16 protein-coding genes and 1 pseudogene are annotated in these 15,505 nt (G+C 64.3%); 8 read left to right on the top strand and 9 right to left on the bottom strand.

Features of this window, described 5'->3' with window-relative positions; genetic code table 11:
• The 5 genes and pseudogenes from ACT01B_RS15675 to ACT01B_RS15655 all read right to left on the bottom strand — a co-directional run bounded on the left by ACT01B_RS15675 (position 1) and on the right by ACT01B_RS15655 (position 3,046).
• Complete coding sequence (locus ACT01B_RS15675; protein WP_445144164.1) at positions 1–465, bottom strand: DUF1203 domain-containing protein; 465 nt, start codon at positions 463–465, stop codon at positions 1–3.
• 127 nt (positions 466–592) lie between these two features.
• On the bottom strand, positions 593–790 hold the full coding sequence (locus tag ACT01B_RS15670) for a hypothetical protein (protein WP_445144163.1): 198 nt from the start codon (positions 788–790) through the stop codon (positions 593–595).
• A 127-nt stretch (positions 791–917) separates the two neighbouring features.
• A complete protein-coding gene (locus ACT01B_RS15665; protein ID WP_445144162.1) occupies positions 918–1,109 on the bottom strand; it encodes an Arc family DNA binding domain-containing protein in 192 nt (63 codons plus the stop codon).
• Positions 1,099–1,524 (bottom strand): annotated as a pseudogene (locus ACT01B_RS15660) (SPFH domain-containing protein); the annotation flags it as partial. The gene ACT01B_RS15665 and the pseudogene ACT01B_RS15660, both read right to left, overlap by 11 nt.
• Before the next feature lie 19 nt (positions 1,525–1,543).
• Positions 1,544–3,046, bottom strand: coding sequence for a transglutaminase-like domain-containing protein (locus tag ACT01B_RS15655; protein WP_445144161.1), 1,503 nt, complete (start codon positions 3,044–3,046; stop codon positions 1,544–1,546).
• 147 nt (positions 3,047–3,193) lie between these two features.
• Between ACT01B_RS15655 and purT the strand changes: the two genes are divergently transcribed.
• Positions 3,194–4,375 (top strand): formate-dependent phosphoribosylglycinamide formyltransferase, encoded by a 1,182-nt coding sequence (purT, locus tag ACT01B_RS15650; protein ID WP_445144160.1) that lies wholly within the window; start codon positions 3,194–3,196, stop codon positions 4,373–4,375.
• A gap of 160 nt (positions 4,376–4,535) precedes the next feature.
• On the top strand, positions 4,536–6,053 hold the full coding sequence (locus ACT01B_RS15645) for an FMN-binding glutamate synthase family protein (RefSeq protein ID WP_445144159.1): 1,518 nt from the start codon (positions 4,536–4,538) through the stop codon (positions 6,051–6,053).
• A 52-nt stretch (positions 6,054–6,105) separates the two neighbouring features.
• Here ACT01B_RS15645 and ACT01B_RS15640 read toward each other — a convergent pair whose 3' ends face one another.
• The 3 genes from ACT01B_RS15640 to tesB form a co-directional block, all read right to left on the bottom strand.
• Positions 6,106–6,816, bottom strand: coding sequence for an arginyltransferase (locus tag ACT01B_RS15640; RefSeq protein WP_445144158.1), 711 nt, complete (start codon positions 6,814–6,816; stop codon positions 6,106–6,108).
• Positions 6,817–6,998: 182 nt separating this feature from the next.
• The gene (locus ACT01B_RS15635) at positions 6,999–7,391 is read right to left on the bottom strand and encodes a hypothetical protein (protein WP_445144157.1); all 393 of its coding nucleotides are present in this window, start codon (positions 7,389–7,391) and stop codon (positions 6,999–7,001) included.
• A gap of 132 nt (positions 7,392–7,523) precedes the next feature.
• Positions 7,524–8,387 (bottom strand): acyl-CoA thioesterase II, encoded by an 864-nt coding sequence (gene tesB / locus ACT01B_RS15630; RefSeq protein ID WP_445144156.1) that lies wholly within the window; start codon positions 8,385–8,387, stop codon positions 7,524–7,526.
• 138 nt (positions 8,388–8,525) lie between these two features.
• Between tesB and ACT01B_RS15625 the strand changes: the two genes are divergently transcribed.
• On the top strand, positions 8,526–8,768 hold the full coding sequence (locus ACT01B_RS15625) for a helix-hairpin-helix domain-containing protein (protein WP_445144155.1): 243 nt from the start codon (positions 8,526–8,528) through the stop codon (positions 8,766–8,768).
• Between the two features lie 10 nt (positions 8,769–8,778).
• Here the strand turns inward: ACT01B_RS15625 and ACT01B_RS15620 are convergent, their stop codons facing one another.
• Positions 8,779–9,360: an N-acetylmuramoyl-L-alanine amidase gene (locus ACT01B_RS15620; protein WP_445144154.1), complete on the bottom strand. Its 582-nt coding sequence runs from the start codon at positions 9,358–9,360 to the stop codon at positions 8,779–8,781.
• A gap of 378 nt (positions 9,361–9,738) precedes the next feature.
• On the opposite strand from ACT01B_RS15620, the gene ACT01B_RS15615 reads away from it, so the two are divergent.
• From ACT01B_RS15615 to egtD, 5 genes are all read left to right on the top strand, one after another.
• A complete protein-coding gene (locus ACT01B_RS15615) occupies positions 9,739–10,269 on the top strand; it encodes an alpha/beta fold hydrolase (RefSeq protein WP_445144153.1) in 531 nt (176 codons plus the stop codon).
• Positions 10,266–12,461, top strand: a complete 2,196-nt coding sequence (rlmKL, locus tag ACT01B_RS15610) for a bifunctional 23S rRNA (guanine(2069)-N(7))-methyltransferase RlmK/23S rRNA (guanine(2445)-N(2))-methyltransferase RlmL (protein ID WP_445144152.1) — start codon at positions 10,266–10,268, stop codon at positions 12,459–12,461. Before ACT01B_RS15615 ends, rlmKL begins: the two co-directional genes overlap by 4 nt.
• Before the next feature lie 133 nt (positions 12,462–12,594).
• Positions 12,595–12,987, top strand: coding sequence for a hypothetical protein (locus ACT01B_RS15605; RefSeq protein WP_445144151.1), 393 nt, complete (start codon positions 12,595–12,597; stop codon positions 12,985–12,987).
• 239 nt (positions 12,988–13,226) lie between these two features.
• Positions 13,227–14,480 carry an ergothioneine biosynthesis protein EgtB gene (gene egtB / locus ACT01B_RS15600; protein ID WP_445144150.1) on the top strand — a complete coding sequence of 418 codons (1,254 nt, stop codon included), beginning with the start codon at positions 13,227–13,229 and terminating at the stop codon, positions 14,478–14,480.
• Positions 14,477–15,481 (top strand): L-histidine N(alpha)-methyltransferase, encoded by a 1,005-nt coding sequence (gene egtD, locus ACT01B_RS15595; RefSeq protein ID WP_445144149.1) that lies wholly within the window; start codon positions 14,477–14,479, stop codon positions 15,479–15,481. Before egtB ends, egtD begins: the two co-directional genes overlap by 4 nt.
• The last annotated feature ends 24 nt before the right edge of the window (positions 15,482–15,505 follow it).

Genomic DNA, 15,505 nt, shown 5'->3' with positions numbered 1-15,505 from the left:
TCAGGCTCGATCCACGCGCGCGGCATAGCAGCCGGGGCGTGCCATATGGATATGCAGATAGGCGACTTTGTCATTCTCGAAGAGGCGCTGGATCAGTGACTCCAACGCGGTTCCTTCGGCCACATCCGCATCGCGCAACATGCCGTGCTCATCGAAGCCACGCACGGAAAGCAGGCGCCGGCGCAGCTGATCGGGCACCAGGTCGACTTCGTCGTACTGCTGCTCGCCTTCGCGGATATAGATCGCATAGCGGGAGCGGAACGGCGAATTCGCCGATTGGTGCTCGTAGTTGAGCAGGATCAGCGCTTGACCGGGTTCGGCGTCGGTGAGGCTGATGCGGCAGGGGTAGCCATGCGCGCTATCGGCGACCACGTGCATGGCAAGGCGCTCGGCCAGCGCCTCATCGGGCAGTGAGAAAAGGTCGGCGAACGGTTCGGCAGGCAGGCCGGTAATGCGGAAGCTCATGGCAGCGCTCCAAAGCAAGGAGCGATGAGCTTGCCGCTCGTTCCAATGAGCCGCTATCCGCTTCTTGCGCGTTTCCCGACAGGAAGCGGGCGCCAAAGCGAGGTGAATGACCTTCGCGCCCCTGGATTCAGTCGACGCGGAAGATTTCGAGGCCTTCACACTCCGGGCAGCGATAACTCTGCAGTTCCGTATTCTCCGACTCGGCATGCTTTTCCGCTTCGGGCGGCAGCACGGGATGCGGTTGCATTTCCACTTCTTGGCCAGCCTGGATACAGGCTTCGCACAGGACCGGGCCATCGGGCAATGAGCGATAGTCGTTCGCCATGGGGTTCTCCGCGGGATGCGTCGCAACCTGGGACAGGTCGCGTGGCGTCAGGCGTAACCCTAGCGCGGATGCCGTGCAGGGTATGTCGATACCAGAACGACACTAGGGCCCTCGACGAGACCGGTGATCAGTCGCTTTCGTCGTCGACTGCCGGCGCTGCCGCATCGCGTTGCAACCGCCCGTTTTCTCTCAACGCTTCGCGCAAAACGAACTCGATCTGCGCATTGACGCTGCGCAGATCGTCGTCGGCCCAGCGCTGCATGGCTTCCAGCACGGCAGCGCTGATGCGTAGCGGATAGGCTTTTTTTTCAGCCGCCATAGAGCGTGCCGGCATTCACCACCGGTTGCGTGGAGCGGTCGCCGCACAACACCACCAGCAAGTTGCTGACCATGGCTGCCTTGCGTTCTTCGTCGAGTTCGACCACACCCTGCTGACGCAGGCGCTCGAGCGCCATGGCGACCATGCCGACGGCGCCTTCGACGATGCGCTCGCGTGCGGCGACAATGGCGTTGGCCTGCTGGCGCTGCAGCATGGCCTGGGCGATTTCCTGGGCGTAGGCGAGGTGGCTGATGCGCGCTTCGATGACCTGCACGCCTGCTTTCTCCAAGCGTGCCTGGATCTCGTCGCGCAGGTGATTGTTGATGACGTCGCCGTGGCTGCGCAGGGCTGGCTTGCCGTCGTCATGCGAGTCGTAGGGGTAATTCTGCGCCATCTGGCGCAGGGCGGATTCACTCAGTGCCGGCCGTGGCTGTTCAAAGCCCGCCCGTACCCGGTCTGGCATGCCGATTCCCCGGGCGCGGAGCGGGCTGCAGCGGCGAGATGTCTTCGATCTGCAGGCGCGAGAACAGGTTGGTGACGTTGAAGAAGCGCCACGGATCGCCGTCGCCGGTATCCATCGCGATATGGCTGCTATCGAAACGGCGCAGGGCGGCGTCGAAGCTGCGCCAGTGGCCATCGATCCATGCCTGTACCCAGGCATGCGGCACGAAAACCTGCGACTTGCCGCCGTAGCGGTCGCTGTAGACGATGCCGGTAACCACCCGCGCGGGAATACCTACCGCGCGTGCCATGGCAGCCAGCAGTACCGCGTATTCAGTGCAGTCGCCGTAGGGATGGCTCAGCACCTCCAGCGCCGAGGCGTAGCCCACGTCCAGCCCGTGCGGGGTGATGTAACCGCTAACGAAGCGGCGCAGGCGTTCCATCCTCTGCAGGTTGTCGGGTGCGCCTTCCACCACCTGGGCGGCGAGCCGGCGTAGCGTCGGCGCATCCGATTGAAGCCAGGCATTGGGACGTGAATCCTCCGGCTGGGGAGGTCTCGCGCGGTTGGCTTCGGCGCCACCGATGTCGACCAGCCACTGGCCATGACCAAGGTTCGAGACCTGCTGCTCGTCGGTGACGATGACGGGCGGCGAATAACTCTCCGGTTGCTTGATGCGATAACGCAATGGGGTGCCACGCAGCGGCGCCGTGAGAGGCCGTGGCGAGACCACCATGGCCTCGCGGAGCATGTCCACATGCTGCTCGGGCGCCAGCGCGCAGGCGCGGTCGCAGGCCAACATTTCCATTTCGCGGCCAAGCACGTTGAGCACGCCCTTACGGGTCCGCCCGCGTTCGTCCAGCCACAGATCCACGATTTGCGGGCCATGCGACGAGCGGATGACCTGGCGCTGGTGTTCGAGCATCGCGGTGCCACCGGGCAGGGTGACCTGTTCGACACCGACCACCTGCATCGAAGCAAGCTCCACCTGCAGGCTGGCCGGATCGAACATGCGCATCTCGTACAGCTGTCCCGGGCGGATGCCGGTCCTTGCAAACACCAGGCGCTGCCCTTCGCTAAGCAGGGCGCCCGACGGCCAATCCATGCTCTGCTGCCGCGATACACCGCCCACCGTCGTCGTGACCATAAAGCGGCCATCGGGCTGGCGCTCGCCGCTGGTCGTGCTGTCCATGGCCGACAACGTGGTGCGCGCCGCAAAGGCCAGCGGCTGTCCGCTGCTGTTTTCAACGCTGCGCGTCATGTTGCTCATGGGCAGGTCCTTGCCATTGCGGTGCAGATCGATCGACAAGGTTTGCGTGGTGGTGACGATGTCACCGTCGCGCTGGTACTCGACATGCACGTAGCCGATCTTGCGGCCGTCCAGCAGCACGGTCATCCAGGTGCTGTCGTCGGGCACCGGCGTGCTGGCGCGGGCCCCGATCCAGGGGGCAAGGCACAACGTCAGCGCCAGCAGGAGCGGAGCGATCCCGTTGCGCATGGTACTTCCGTGGGGACGGAGACGAAACACAGTCAACGCCCGATCCGGGCGCCCGTCAATGCGCGCTAGGTGAAGTGCACAGCGAGTGGAAGCGCGGCACGGTCGTGCCGCTTACAATGGCGCTTTGCCCCCCCTCCGGAGATTTCGATGAAGCCGTTTGGCACGCCTTATTCCGACCATGCCTTGCGCGTGCTTCTGCTCGGCTCCGGCGAGCTTGGCAAGGAGGTGGCGATCGAACTCCAGCGCTACGCCGTGGAAGTGATTGCGGTGGACCGCTATGCCAACGCTCCCGCGATGCAGGTGGCGCATCGCAGCCATGTGATCGATATGTTGGACGGCGCCGCGTTGCGCGCACTGATCGAACAGGAAAAGCCCGATCTGGTCGTGCCGGAGATCGAGGCGATCCATACGCCGACGCTGATCGAGTTGGAGAAGGAAGGACTGCGCGTCATTCCCACCGCTCGCGCCGCCTGGCTCACCATGGACCGGGAAGGCATCCGTCGGCTGGCCGCCGAGGAATTGCAGCTGCCCACCTCGCGCTACCGCTTTTGCGAGACGGAAGCCGAGTATCAGGACGCGGCCGCCACCATCGGCCTGCCGTTCGTGATCAAGCCGGTGATGAGTTCGTCGGGCAAGGGCCAAAGCGTGGTGCGCCAGCCGGGCGACTTGCAGCCTGCATGGGACTACGCCCAGTCGGGCGGCCGTGCCGGCAAGGGCAGGGTGATCGTCGAGGGCTTTGTCGATTTCGATTACGAAATCACCTTGCTCACCGTGCGGCACCGAGACGGCGTGAGCTTTTGCGCACCGATCGGTCATCGCCAGGAAGATGGTGATTACCGCGAGTCGTGGCAGCCGCAACCGATGAGCGAGGCCGCCCTGGTCGAGGCGCAGCGTCAAGCCGCCGGCATCACTGCCGCCCTGGGCGGCTGGGGGGTGTTTGGCGTCGAGTTCTTCGTGAAGGGCGACAGCGTGATCTTTTCCGAGGTCAGTCCACGCCCGCACGACACCGGCCTGGTGACCTTGATCTCGCAGGACCTGTCCGAATTCGCCCTGCACGCGCGCGCGATCCTTGGCTTGCCGATACCGGCCATTCGCCAATTTGGTCCGTCGGCCTCGTGTGCGGTACTGGTGGAAGGCGACGGTGGAGCCCCGCGCTATTTCAACGTGGCCGAGGCTTTGCTTGAAGCCGATACCCAGTTGCGCATCTTCGGCAAACCGACCGTGAAAGGTCGTCGACGCATGGCTGTCACGCTGGCGCGCGATGGAAGCATCGATGCGGCCAAGGACAAGTCCATACGCGCTGCCAAGGCCTTGCGCGTGGAGCTCTAGTGCTTGGCTTCCTCTCCCCGCAGGGGAGAGGATCGAGGTGAGGGGTTGGTGCTCGCCTCAAGGTTTCGACAAAGCACGCTTCGAGTAGCCTGATAGCAGGACTGCTGCTAACCCCAACCCTCTCCCCCTGGGGGAGAGGGGATGACAACTGGAGCAAATGATGCAACCGACGGAATTCGCGCATTGGCTGGTGGTGACGATTGAAACTTTCGCCGCCCTGTTCCTGCTGTTGCTTGTGTTGTTGGTCGTGGTGGTGATGGTGGTGTGGATCGTGGATCGCAACCAGACCTCCAATTCCGTGCTGCGCAATTTTCCGGTCATCGGCCACTTCCGTTACTGGTTCCTCCATCTCGGCGAGTTCTTCCGGCAGTACCTGTATTCCAGCGATCGCGAAGAGTTGCCGTTCAACCGTGCTCAACGCTTGTGGGTTTATCGCGCCGCCAAGAACGTGGACAACACCAACGCGTTCGGTTCCACCCGCGATCTGCGTGGCGAGGGCGTGCCGTTTTTCGTCAACGCACCGTTTCCCGCGCTGGGCGAGAAGCATGTGGAGCCTCGGCTGGTCACGCTTGGGCCGTATGCACGCGAGCCGTATCAACATGCGGCGTTCTTCAATATATCCGCGATGAGTTTTGGTGCGCTCTCGGCGCCCGCGGTGCGCGCATTGTCATTCGGCGCGGCCAAGGCCGGCATCTGGATGGACACCGGCGAGGGCGGGTTGGCGCCGTATCACCTGGAAGGCGGCTGCGACATCATCTTCGAGATCGGCACGGCCAAATACGGCGTGCGCACGCCTGACGGCAAGCTCGACGATGAGAAGCTGCTGGCGATCTGCGCACACAAGCAGGTGAAGATGATCAGCATCAAGCTCGGCCAGGGTGCCAAGCCCGGCATGGGCGGACTGCTGCCGGCGGCGAAGGTGACGCCGGAGATCGCTGCTATCCGTGGCATTCCGGTCGGCCAGGATTCGCAGAGCCCGAACCGCCACCTGGATATCGGCAATGTGCAGGAGTTGATGAATTCGATCCAGCATATCCGCGATCTCACCGGTAAACCCGTCGGCTTCAAGGCCGTGTTTGGCGGCATGGACTGGATTGCCGAGCTGTGCGACGAGGTGAAACTGCGCGGTGTCGAAAGCGCGCCCGACTTCATCATCGTCGACGGTTCGGAAGGCGGCACCGGCGCCGCACCACAGACCTTGATGGAAGGCGTTGGCCTGCCACTGCACGAAGCGCTGCCTGCGCTGGTCGACATGCTCATCGTCAAGGGCTTGCGTGAGCGCATCAAGGTGATCTGCTCGGGCAAGTGCATCGCGGCTTACGACGTGGCGTGGGCGCTGTCGATGGGCGCGGACTTCGTCAATTCCGCACGCGGTTTCATGCTGGCCCTGGGCTGCATCCAATCGCTGCAATGCAACCGCAATACCTGTCCCACCGGTATCACGACGCAGAATTCCAAACTGCAACGCGGCCTGGTCGTGACCGACAAGAGCGAGCGCGTTTTCCACTACGCCAAGAACGTGATGCACGAGGTCGGCATCATTGCCCACAGCTGCGGCGTCGATGAGCCGCGGCAGCTCGATCGCACGCACTGCCGCGTGGTCGGCGATGACGGGCTTTCGGTGCCGCTGGTGAAACTGCATCCTTACCCGGTCATTCCCGCCGCAACCGCACACTAAGGGAAGTGGGGGGACGGTGCAGACAGGAAGCATTCCCGTCTTCACCCAGCACTCAGTCTCCCGCCATCTCCACCCAACCCTCGCTGGTGCGGATCTGCATCGGGCGGAAGCGGCGCTTGTAGTCCATCTTGGGGTGGCCGGCGATCCAGAAACCCAGGTAGATCCAGGGCAGGTTGCGGCGTTGGGCCAGCGCGACCTGTTGCAGGATGGCGTAGGTGCCGAGGCTGCGTGCGGTTTCATCCGGGTCGAAGAAGGTATAGACGGCGGACAAGCCCTGCAGGCAGACATCCGTCACGGCCACGCCGAGCAGGCGGGTGCCGAGGCGGAATTCCAGGAACATGGTCGGGCTCCATGGCGCCGTCAGGAAACGCCGGAAGTCACTGGCGTCGGCCTCATCCATGCCGCCGCCGGGGTGCCGGCTGCGCAGGTAGCGCTCATATAGCGTATGTCGCTCGGTGTTATAGCCAGCCATCGACTCGACCACCTGGATATCCGCATTGCGCTTGAGGCAGCGGCGCTGGGAGCGGTCCGGGCTGAAGTGCAGCGCATCGATCCGGCACGGCGTGCAGGCGCGACAGCTGGTGCAATACGGGTAGTACAGATGGCCGCCGGCACGACGAAACCCGCGTTCCAGAGCCGGGCCATAGAGCTGGTCCAGTTGCGGCGCCGCCGGGTCGATCACCAGGTTCTGTGCCGTGCGCTCGCCAAAATAGCCGCAAGTGTGCGGCAGGGTTTGGAATAGGCGGACACGGTCAGAACGCATGGGACGATTCTATGTCCGCTTTAGTGGAGTTTGTGAGTAGGAAAAGTCCTATAGCACGTACTGGATTGATTCCCGGTTATCTCCCGTCAGGGCAGATGCATTGGGCAGGACTCGAAGCCTTGGGGTCGTCGGGAAGGCACCGGGGCGGTCCGGCCCGATCGGTGGGCCGGGCGGAGACGCGCCTAGATGATGCCCATGTAGCGCAGCATCAGGACCACAAAGGCGCCTGCTACAGCCAGCATGACGATGCGGCGAATGCGCGTGGCAACGCTTTTCTGCTGGGCCTCGGGCGTCGGGTTGCGCGCCAGGGCCAGCTCCTCGCCGTGCCTTATGACAGGCTCGATGCCCAGTTCCTTCAGGACGGTGCGGGCTTCGGTGTAGTCGTCGGCCCTGTTCACCCAAACCTGGGGCCAGCTGTCGCGCTCTTCTTGGCGTTGCGAGTAGCTGAAACGCTGGTAGCTGGGCTTCTTCCAGTTGGAGCGGTTGGTGATCGTGCATTCGATGCCCTTTTCAGCAAGCAGCGCGGCGACACGGTCGATGTTTTCCTGCCGGGGAGAGGTATAGAGCTGGCGCATGGAATAAACCTGTCTTCGTTGCCGTAGCGGGCCGGAGGGGAGTGTCGTGGACAGGCCGCGGCATGGCGGGTTGCGTAGCCGGTATCGGCCACGGTACCCGGAGCATGCCCCGATTTTACGGCAAGCGCGGGCTTAGCCGCGCAGGCGAATCAGGCCTTCCTGCGCACTGGAAGCCACCAGTTGGCCATCGCGGCTGAAGATCTGGCCACGGGCCAGCCCGCGCGCGCCCTGTGCCGTCGGGCTGTCGAAGGAATACAACAGCCATTCGTCCACGCGGAACGGGCGGTGGAACCACAGCGCGTGGTCCAGGCTCGCCATCTGCACATTGTGGGTGTAATACGAAATCCCGTGCGGCAGCGTCGCCGTGCCGATCAGGTTGAAATCCGAGGCATAGGCCAGCAGGGCTCGGTGCAATGAGGGGGCGTCGCCGACCGGGGCGGTGAGGCGGAACCAGATGTGCTGGATCGGTGGACGCTTGGTGGGACGCAGCTTGTCCTGCGGCCACACGTGGCGGAATTCGAAAGGCGCGTCCACGCCCAGCCAGCGCTGCAGCTTTTCCGGAAACCGGGCCAGCTCTTCCGCCGTCAGCGGGTGCATCGGCTCGATATCCTCGGGCATCGGCACCTCGGGCATCGAGGATTGATGCTCGAAGCCTTCTTCCGGCACCTGGAACGAGACGGACCCGTTCAGGATCGGCTGGCCGTGCTGGATGGCCACCACCCGGCGCGAGGAGAACGTGCCGCCGTCGCGGGCGCGTTCCACGCTGTAGACGATGGGGGCATCGATGTCGCCCGCGCGCAGGAAATACGCGTGCAGCGAATGCGCCTCGCGCAGCGGATCGACCGTGCGTTGGGCGGCCGACAAGGCCTGGCCGAGCACTTGTCCGCCGAACACGAATTGCGTGCCGATGTCCCGGCTCTGACCGCGAAACAGGTTGTCCTCCAGTCGCTCGAGTTCGAGTAGGTCGACTAGTTCTCGGACGTGAGTTTCCGTCATGGGTGGCGCTCGGCGGGTGGATGGCCGGCGATTATAGCGGTCTTGTCCAGGCCGGGCCCGCCCGGCACCGGCGGCTTGACCGCCCCGGGCGGACACGGAATGCTGCCAGTCTGCATTCGATGTGGGGCCTGAACGGATATGGGCGGATTTTCAGATGAGGAGCGGGCGCAGCTGCTCGCCTTGAAGGGTGTCGGCGCCACGGTGGTGGCGCGCCTGGAGCAGATCGGCTTTGCCGAGCTTTCCCAACTCGCCGGGCAGGATCCTGCCGACCTCAATGATCAGATCAGCGCGGCGCTGGGTTCGACCTGCTGGCGTAACAGTCCCCAGGCCCGTGCGGCCATGCATGCCATTGTGGACTTGGCGCGGCGACGGGACGGCTAGGGAGCGTCCCCTAGCGCGGACTTCCCGTTGTCGGGCTCGTCTGAATCCGCTGCAGACCGCTGCCTTTAAGCACCTCATCCCACGGAAACATCGGACCCGGATCGAGCTTGCGGGGCACTTCCCTGGTCGGATCATCGGTGGCCGGCATGCGCGCGGTGTCCAGGTCCTCATGACCGGCGATCAGGTGCAGGTGGGGGAAGTCGTGGCGCAGCTGGGCCAGCAGGGCGCGCAAGGCGGCTATCTGCGCTGCCGTATACGGTTCGGTCATGGTCTGGTGGCTGGAGTTCCACCAGTCGGGGTAGCGCCCCAGGTTCACCAGCTCGATGCCGATGGAGTTGGCGTTGTGCCCGCGCACATGGTTGGCCACCCGGGTGCCGGGCACATAGCGGTAGATCGAGCCGTCGCGGTCGATGTAGTAGTGCCCGCTGGCGCCCGCGCCGCTCTCGTACAGCACCCGTTCCCCGTATTCACGGGCCGTGGCCAGGTCGGGCAGCTCGGTACAGTGGATGACCACCATCTCCACGGCGCTGGCGGGGCGCTCGGGCAGCAGGGATACATAGGGTAGGGGCTGGTCGTGGATGGTGAGTGGCATAACGGCAGTCTCGCATGCCTAGGGATGCTCTGAGGAACTCTGCGTAGGCGTCACCGGCTCTGTCTGTTCGCAGACCACAGGGGTGACGGCGAAGGCAGACTGGACGTCTGTCGAGCCGGCGCACCGAAGGGATGCGGACAGACAGAGCCGGCCCCAACGCACGGAATTCAACCCGATGGGGTGATGTCCAGAAGGCCCGCCGGCTGCGCCGCACGGCTTGGCAAGACGGCCAGTCTTCCCCACGCCGCGCAACACATCCGGCGGGCCTTCTGGACATCATGCCGCCTACGCAGAGTTGCTCAGAGCATCCCTAGACGCCCCACGGAACGGCGCCTGTTACGATGCGCGGCCTGATAGACGTCGTTTTGGAGACCGCAGATGCGCGGCCAGATCATTCTTTCGCACGGTTCAGACTCCGGTCCGGACGCCACCAAGGTCAGCGCGTTGGCCGCTTTCGCCGAAACGCTGGGCTGGCAGACCCATCGGCCGGACTACCGCGACGAAGACACCCTGGGTTACGCCGGCTCGATCCCACCGCGCATCGCACGGCTGCTCGCTACGATCGACGCGCTCGATGTTGCCCCGATCCTGGTCGGATCAAGCATGGGCGCGTTTGTGTCGGGCCTGGCCTCGCTGGCGCGCCCGGTGGCCGGCCTGTTCCTGATGGCTGCCCCGAGTGATCGGATTCCAGGCTATGCGAACGTTTTCCAGGTGCGCGCGGGCGTGCCCACCCAGCTGATCCATGGTTGGCAGGATGATGTATGCGTGCCCGAGGATGCGCTGGCCTTTGCCAGGCGCCACCGTCTGCCCTTGATGATGCTCGATGACGACCACCGGCTGAGCGTCAGCCTGGACCGCATCACCGAGGAGTTCCGTCTGTTCCTCGATCACCTGGCCGCCGCGGCATGAGCGCCTTCTTTGCCACCTGCCCGAAAGGCCTCGAATACCTGCTGCGCGACGAACTGGTCGCGCTGGGCGCTGCCGACGTGCGCGAAGCGCTGGCCGGCGCGCATTTTTCCGGCACCTTGGAAACCGCTTATCGCGCCTGCCTGTGGTCGCGCCTCGCCAGTCGCATCCTGATGCCGTTGGCCGAGTTCGATGCGGCCACGGACGACGACCTCTACCGTGGCGTGCAGTCGATCGACTGGTCGACTCATCTTGCCTCCCACGCCACCTTGGCCGTGGATTCGGTCACCTCGCAAAGCGAGCTCACCCATAGCCAGTTCATCGCGCAGCGGGTGAAAGACGCCATCGTCGACCAGTTCCGCCAGCGCGACGGCGCGCGTCCGGGTGTGGATACCGACGAACCCGATGTGCGCATCAACCTGCGCCTGCGCCGCGATCGCGCCACCGTGTCGCTCGACCTCGCCGGCGCGCCGTTGCATCGCCGCGGCTGGCGCGAAGTGCAGGGCGAGGCACCGCTGAAGGAAAACCTCGCCGCCGCCATGTTGCTGCGCGCGCGCTGGCCGGAGATCTACGCCGAAGGCGGCGCCTTGCTCGACCCGATGTGCGGCTCGGGCACCTTGCTGATCGAGGGTGCATGGATGGCGGCCGACGTCGCCCCCGGTCTGCATCGCGAGTACTACGGCTTCCTCGGCTGGGCGCAGCACGACATCGCGCTATGGCGCAGTGTGCTGGACGAAGCGCGCCAGCGCGCCGAGGCTGGCTTGAGCGCCCTGCGCAGTTGCTTCTTCGGCAGCGATGCGGACCCGCGCATGGTGCAGACGGCCAAGCGCAACGCGCAGGAAGCGGGTGTGGCTGGCTTCCTCACGCTGGACAAGCACGACGTCACCCATGTCGCGCCGCCGCCGGGTTTCAGCCGCGGCCTGGTGATCGCCAACCCGCCCTATGGCGAGCGCCTGGGCGAGCGCAATGAGATGCCGCGTCTTTATCGGGCCATTGGCGAAGCCTTGCGCGAACGCTTTGCCGGCTGGCGTGCCGCCGTGCTCGCGGGCGACGTAGAACTGGGGCAGGCCATCCCGTTGCGCGCCGAGAAAAAGTACGCGCTCTACAACGGTGCCCTGGAAACCGTGCTGCTGGTGTTCGAGCTGCATGCCCGCGAGGACGTGCCGCGCGAAGCCAAGCCGCTGTCCGAAGGCGCGCAGATGTTGCGCAACCGCCTGGAAAAGAACCTGCGCCACCTGCGCAAGCGGCTGGAACGCGAGAGCATCCATTGCTGGCGTGCCTACGACCAGGACCTGCCGGAATACGCGGCCGCCATCGACGTCTACAGCAATACGGGTGGCCCGATCCATCTACACATCCAGGAGTACCGCGCACCGGCCGATATTCCGCCGGAGACGGCGCGGCAACGCCTGCGCGAGATCGTGCGGGTGGCTGGCGAAGTGCTTGGCGTGCCGCGCGAGCGCATCGGTCTGAAGACCCGTGAGCGCGGCAAGGGCGGCTCCAAGTACGGCCAGTTCGACCAGCGCGGCGAGTTCATCGAGGTGGCCGAGGGCGGACTGCGCTTCCTGGTCAACCTGACCGACTATCTCGATACCGGCCTGTTCATCGACCACCGCCTGGTGCGCGCCAAGGTGCGGGAGCTGGCCGAGGGTCGGCGCGTGCTCAATTTGTTTGCCTACACCGCGACCGCCAGCGTGTATGCGGCGGCCGGCGGCGCGCGTGATACCACCAGCGTCGACCTGTCCGCCACCTATCTGGACTGGGCATCCCGCAACCTATCGCTAAACGGCTTCACCGGTACCAAGCACCGCCTGATGCAGGCTGATGCCGTGACCTTCCTTGAGCAGGACAAGGAGCATTACGGACTGATCTACGTCGATCCGCCGACATTCTCCAACTCCAAGCGGGCCGAGGACTTCGACGTCCAGCGTGACCACGTCAAGCTGCTGCTGGCCTGCGCCGAGCGTCTCACGGCCGACGGCGTGATCGTGTTCTCCAATAATTTCCGCAAGTTCAAGCTCGATCATGAAGCCCTGCATGAGCGGTTGATGGTCGAGGACTGGAGCATGCCCAGCATTCCGTTCGACTTCACCCGCCGGACCGATATTCATGGATGCTGGCTGCTTCGCTTGCACCCGCAGGAGTCGCCCTGGAACAGCAGTGTGAACCACGTCCGCAAACAGGGTAAACGTTGACCTAACCGGGCAATCTCACTCAGTGCGGATTCAGCGCAAAAGTCAGAACATGGACCCCGGCGAAGAACGATCTAAGGCTAGGATGCACAGGCCCTTATCTCGGAATCGAGCCGCTTCTGGGAGACAATAGGTCATGAACAAGTCAAAGCTTTCCTCCGTCAAGCGTGTCGTCCTGGCGAGTGCCATGCTGCTCGGCTGCGTGGCCGTGGCGCCGGCCTTCGCTGGCCACGTTAACGTGAGCGTAGGCATCGGTCTGCCAGTCGTAGGTGTCGGTTATTACGGCGGTCCGGCTTACTATCCTGCGCCCGCGCCGGTCTATTACGAGCCGGCACCCGTGTACTACGAGCCGGCACCCGTGTACTACGCGCCGGCAGCCGTAGGGGTTGTGGTGGGGCCGGGTTACTACCGCGACCGCGGCTACTATCCGCGCGGTGGCGGTTACTACCGCCGTGACCGTGACCGTGACCACGACCACGACCACGACCACGACCACGGCCATGACCACTACCGCGGTTACGGTCGCTGATCCAGGATCGTACAGGTTGGCCACGAAGCCCGGCATCTTGCCGGGCTTCGTCGTTTCGGTGGCCAAGGCCCGGATTGTGATCGGTCCCCAACCTTGGATGCCTGTCAGGGTTCCGCCATCCATACATCACACGGTTTGAACGACTGCTACGGCATGGTGCGCAGAATGTTCTGGCACGACGACATCCATCACGACATCTCAGGGACCGGTTGTGCCGGTACTCGGCCATGGGGGCGCCAATGACGGTGGTCAGGCCGGCGGTCGAGATCGAGGCGCCTGTGCAGCGGTTTCGACGGATCCGCCATCGCAGTGCGGCGCTGTGCGCGCAACTGAGCGCCGAAGACATGATGGTGCAGTCCATGCCCGATGCCAGTCCGGCCAAGTGGCACCTCGCGCACACCACGTGGTTCTTTGAAAAGTTTGTGCTGGAGCGCGACGCCGACTATCGGCCAGCGCATCCGGAATGGCATTACCTGTTCAACTCGTACTACCAGAGCGTAGGCCCCATGCATGCGCGCCCGCAGCGTGGCCTGCTTTCGCGCCCTGGCATCGCGCAAATCTACGACTTCCGCGAAAGAGTCGACGAGGCAGTGAGCGAGCGGTTGCGCCGTGGTGTCGACGCGGCGACGCTGGCGGTGATCGAGCTTGGACTTCAGCACGAGCAGCAGCATCAGGAGCTGCTGCTCACCGACATCAAGCATGCGTTTGCAACGAACCCCTTGTTGCCCGCCTACACCGCGCGACTTGCTCCCCGGAGTACCGCGGATACGGTGACATTGAATTTCATTGCGGGGCGCGAGGACATCGTCGAGATCGGGCACGAGGGTAAGGCCTTCGCGTTCGACAACGAAGGCCCGCGTCATCGCGCGCTGTTGCAACCCCATGCGCTGGCCAACCGATTGATTACGAATGCCGAGTACGCGGAGTTCGTGCATGACGGTGGCTATCGCGAACCATCGCTTTGGCTGTCCGACGGATGGGATGCGGTGCGGCGCGAGAACTGGCAACGCCCGTTGTACTGGCAGGAGGATCTCGACAGCGAGTTCACCTTGGCAGGCGTGCATCCCATCGATCCTCAAGCGCCGGTGTGCCACGTCAGTTACTACGAGGCCGACGCGTTTGCGCGCTGGGCCGGCGCGCGGCTGCCCACGGAAGCAGAGTGGGAGAGTGCTGCGGCTTCATTGCCCGTACAAGGCAATCTGCTCGATGAGCGGGCCTTCCATCCGCGCGCGGCCTCGCAGGAGCCTGGCCTGCTGCAGATGTTCGGCGATGTGTGGGAGTGGACCGCATCGCCGTATGTCAGCTATCCCGGATTCCGGCCGCTGCCCGGTGCGCTGGGCGAATACAACGGCAAGTTCATGTGTGGGCAATGGATATTGCGGGGCGGTTCGTGCGCCACGCCGCGCGAGCATGTCCGTGCCAGCTATCGAAATTTCTTTCCTCCCCATGCGCGGTGGCAGTTCATGGGGATACGACTGGGGCAAGACCGATGAGTATGCAAGCCTGCGATCTTCGTGACGACGAACGTCGTCCACCCGCCGATGAACTGATCGAGATTATTCAGCGCGGACTGCGGGCAAAACCCAAGCAACTGCCGTCCTGGTTGTTCTACGACGAACGCGGCTCGCAGTTGTTCGAGGCGATTTGCGAGCAGCCGGAGTATTACCTCACGCGCAGCGAGATTGCGCTGATGGGCGTGCACGCCGCTGATATCGCCAACGTGCTGGGCGAGGACGTGCGACTGGTCGAATACGGTAGCGGCAACGCCGTGAAAACACCCATGTTGCTGGAACACCTGCATACCCCGGTGGCCTACGTGCCGGTGGAGATCTCAGTCGAGCCGCTACGCCGTTGCGTACAAGGACTGGCGGAACGCTTTCCGACCTTGCCGGTGCAACCGCTGCATGGCGACTTCACCCGCGCATTGCGCCTGCCTATCCCGCCGCGCGTGCCGCGTCGCACGGTGTTGTATTTCCCCGGCTCGACCATCGGCAATTTCGAAGCGCGCGAGGCGGCCGAACTGCTGCGCAAGATGCGCGGCGAAATGGGCGACGGCGGTGGCATCCTCATTGGTGCGGACCTGAAGAAGGACACGGCGACGATCGAGGCGGCCTACAACGATCGTGCCGGCGTCACCGCCGAGTTCACCTTGAACATGCTGGTGCGCTTGAATCGCGAAGTCGGCACTGACTTCGATGTCGCGGCCTTCCGTCATCGCGCGCATTACAACGCCATGGCGGGACGCATCGAAACCTTCATCGTCAGCGCCCGCGAGCAGAAGGTTAGAGTGGGAAGGCAGCAAGTGACCTTCAAGCAGGACGAAGCCATGCAGGTCGAATACAGCTGCAAGTATTCGCCAACCGACTTCGCCCACCTCGCCGACAAGGCCGGCCTTGAAGTGGCCCAGACGTGGAACGACCCGCTCAATATGTTCAGCGTGCACTACCTGGTCCGCGCCGGCACCAGGACGCGCGAGGCCGTGGCGCAGGATTGAAGTCTGGCCGCCGCTCCGGCGCCA

This window comes from Dyella sp. Tek66A03, from assembly GCF_052567735.1.
Note: the sequence above shows the minus strand (reverse complement) of the source record. Positions and strands in the feature narration are given on the sequence as shown.

Coding starts and splice junctions, on each gene's coding strand:
- ACT01B_RS15675 (WP_445144164.1), bottom strand. CDS start 465: ATGAGCTTCCGCATTACCGGCCTGCCTGCCGAACCGTTCGCCGACCTT.
- ACT01B_RS15670 (WP_445144163.1), bottom strand. CDS start 790: ATGGCGAACGACTATCGCTCATTGCCCGATGGCCCGGTCCTGTGCGAA.
- ACT01B_RS15665 (WP_445144162.1), bottom strand. CDS start 1,109: ATGGCGGCTGAAAAAAAAGCCTATCCGCTACGCATCAGCGCTGCCGTG.
- ACT01B_RS15655 (WP_445144161.1), bottom strand. CDS start 3,046: ATGCGCAACGGGATCGCTCCGCTCCTGCTGGCGCTGACGTTGTGCCTT.
- purT (WP_445144160.1), top strand. CDS start 3,194: ATGAAGCCGTTTGGCACGCCTTATTCCGACCATGCCTTGCGCGTGCTT.
- ACT01B_RS15645 (WP_445144159.1), top strand. CDS start 4,536: ATGCAACCGACGGAATTCGCGCATTGGCTGGTGGTGACGATTGAAACT.
- ACT01B_RS15640 (WP_445144158.1), bottom strand. CDS start 6,816: ATGCGTTCTGACCGTGTCCGCCTATTCCAAACCCTGCCGCACACTTGC.
- ACT01B_RS15635 (WP_445144157.1), bottom strand. CDS start 7,391: ATGCGCCAGCTCTATACCTCTCCCCGGCAGGAAAACATCGACCGTGTC.
- tesB (WP_445144156.1), bottom strand. CDS start 8,387: ATGACGGAAACTCACGTCCGAGAACTAGTCGACCTACTCGAACTCGAG.
- ACT01B_RS15625 (WP_445144155.1), top strand. CDS start 8,526: ATGGGCGGATTTTCAGATGAGGAGCGGGCGCAGCTGCTCGCCTTGAAG.
- ACT01B_RS15620 (WP_445144154.1), bottom strand. CDS start 9,360: ATGCCACTCACCATCCACGACCAGCCCCTACCCTATGTATCCCTGCTG.
- ACT01B_RS15615 (WP_445144153.1), top strand. CDS start 9,739: ATGCGCGGCCAGATCATTCTTTCGCACGGTTCAGACTCCGGTCCGGAC.
- rlmKL (WP_445144152.1), top strand. CDS start 10,266: ATGAGCGCCTTCTTTGCCACCTGCCCGAAAGGCCTCGAATACCTGCTG.
- ACT01B_RS15605 (WP_445144151.1), top strand. CDS start 12,595: ATGAACAAGTCAAAGCTTTCCTCCGTCAAGCGTGTCGTCCTGGCGAGT.
- egtB (WP_445144150.1), top strand. CDS start 13,227: ATGACGGTGGTCAGGCCGGCGGTCGAGATCGAGGCGCCTGTGCAGCGG.
- egtD (WP_445144149.1), top strand. CDS start 14,477: ATGAGTATGCAAGCCTGCGATCTTCGTGACGACGAACGTCGTCCACCC.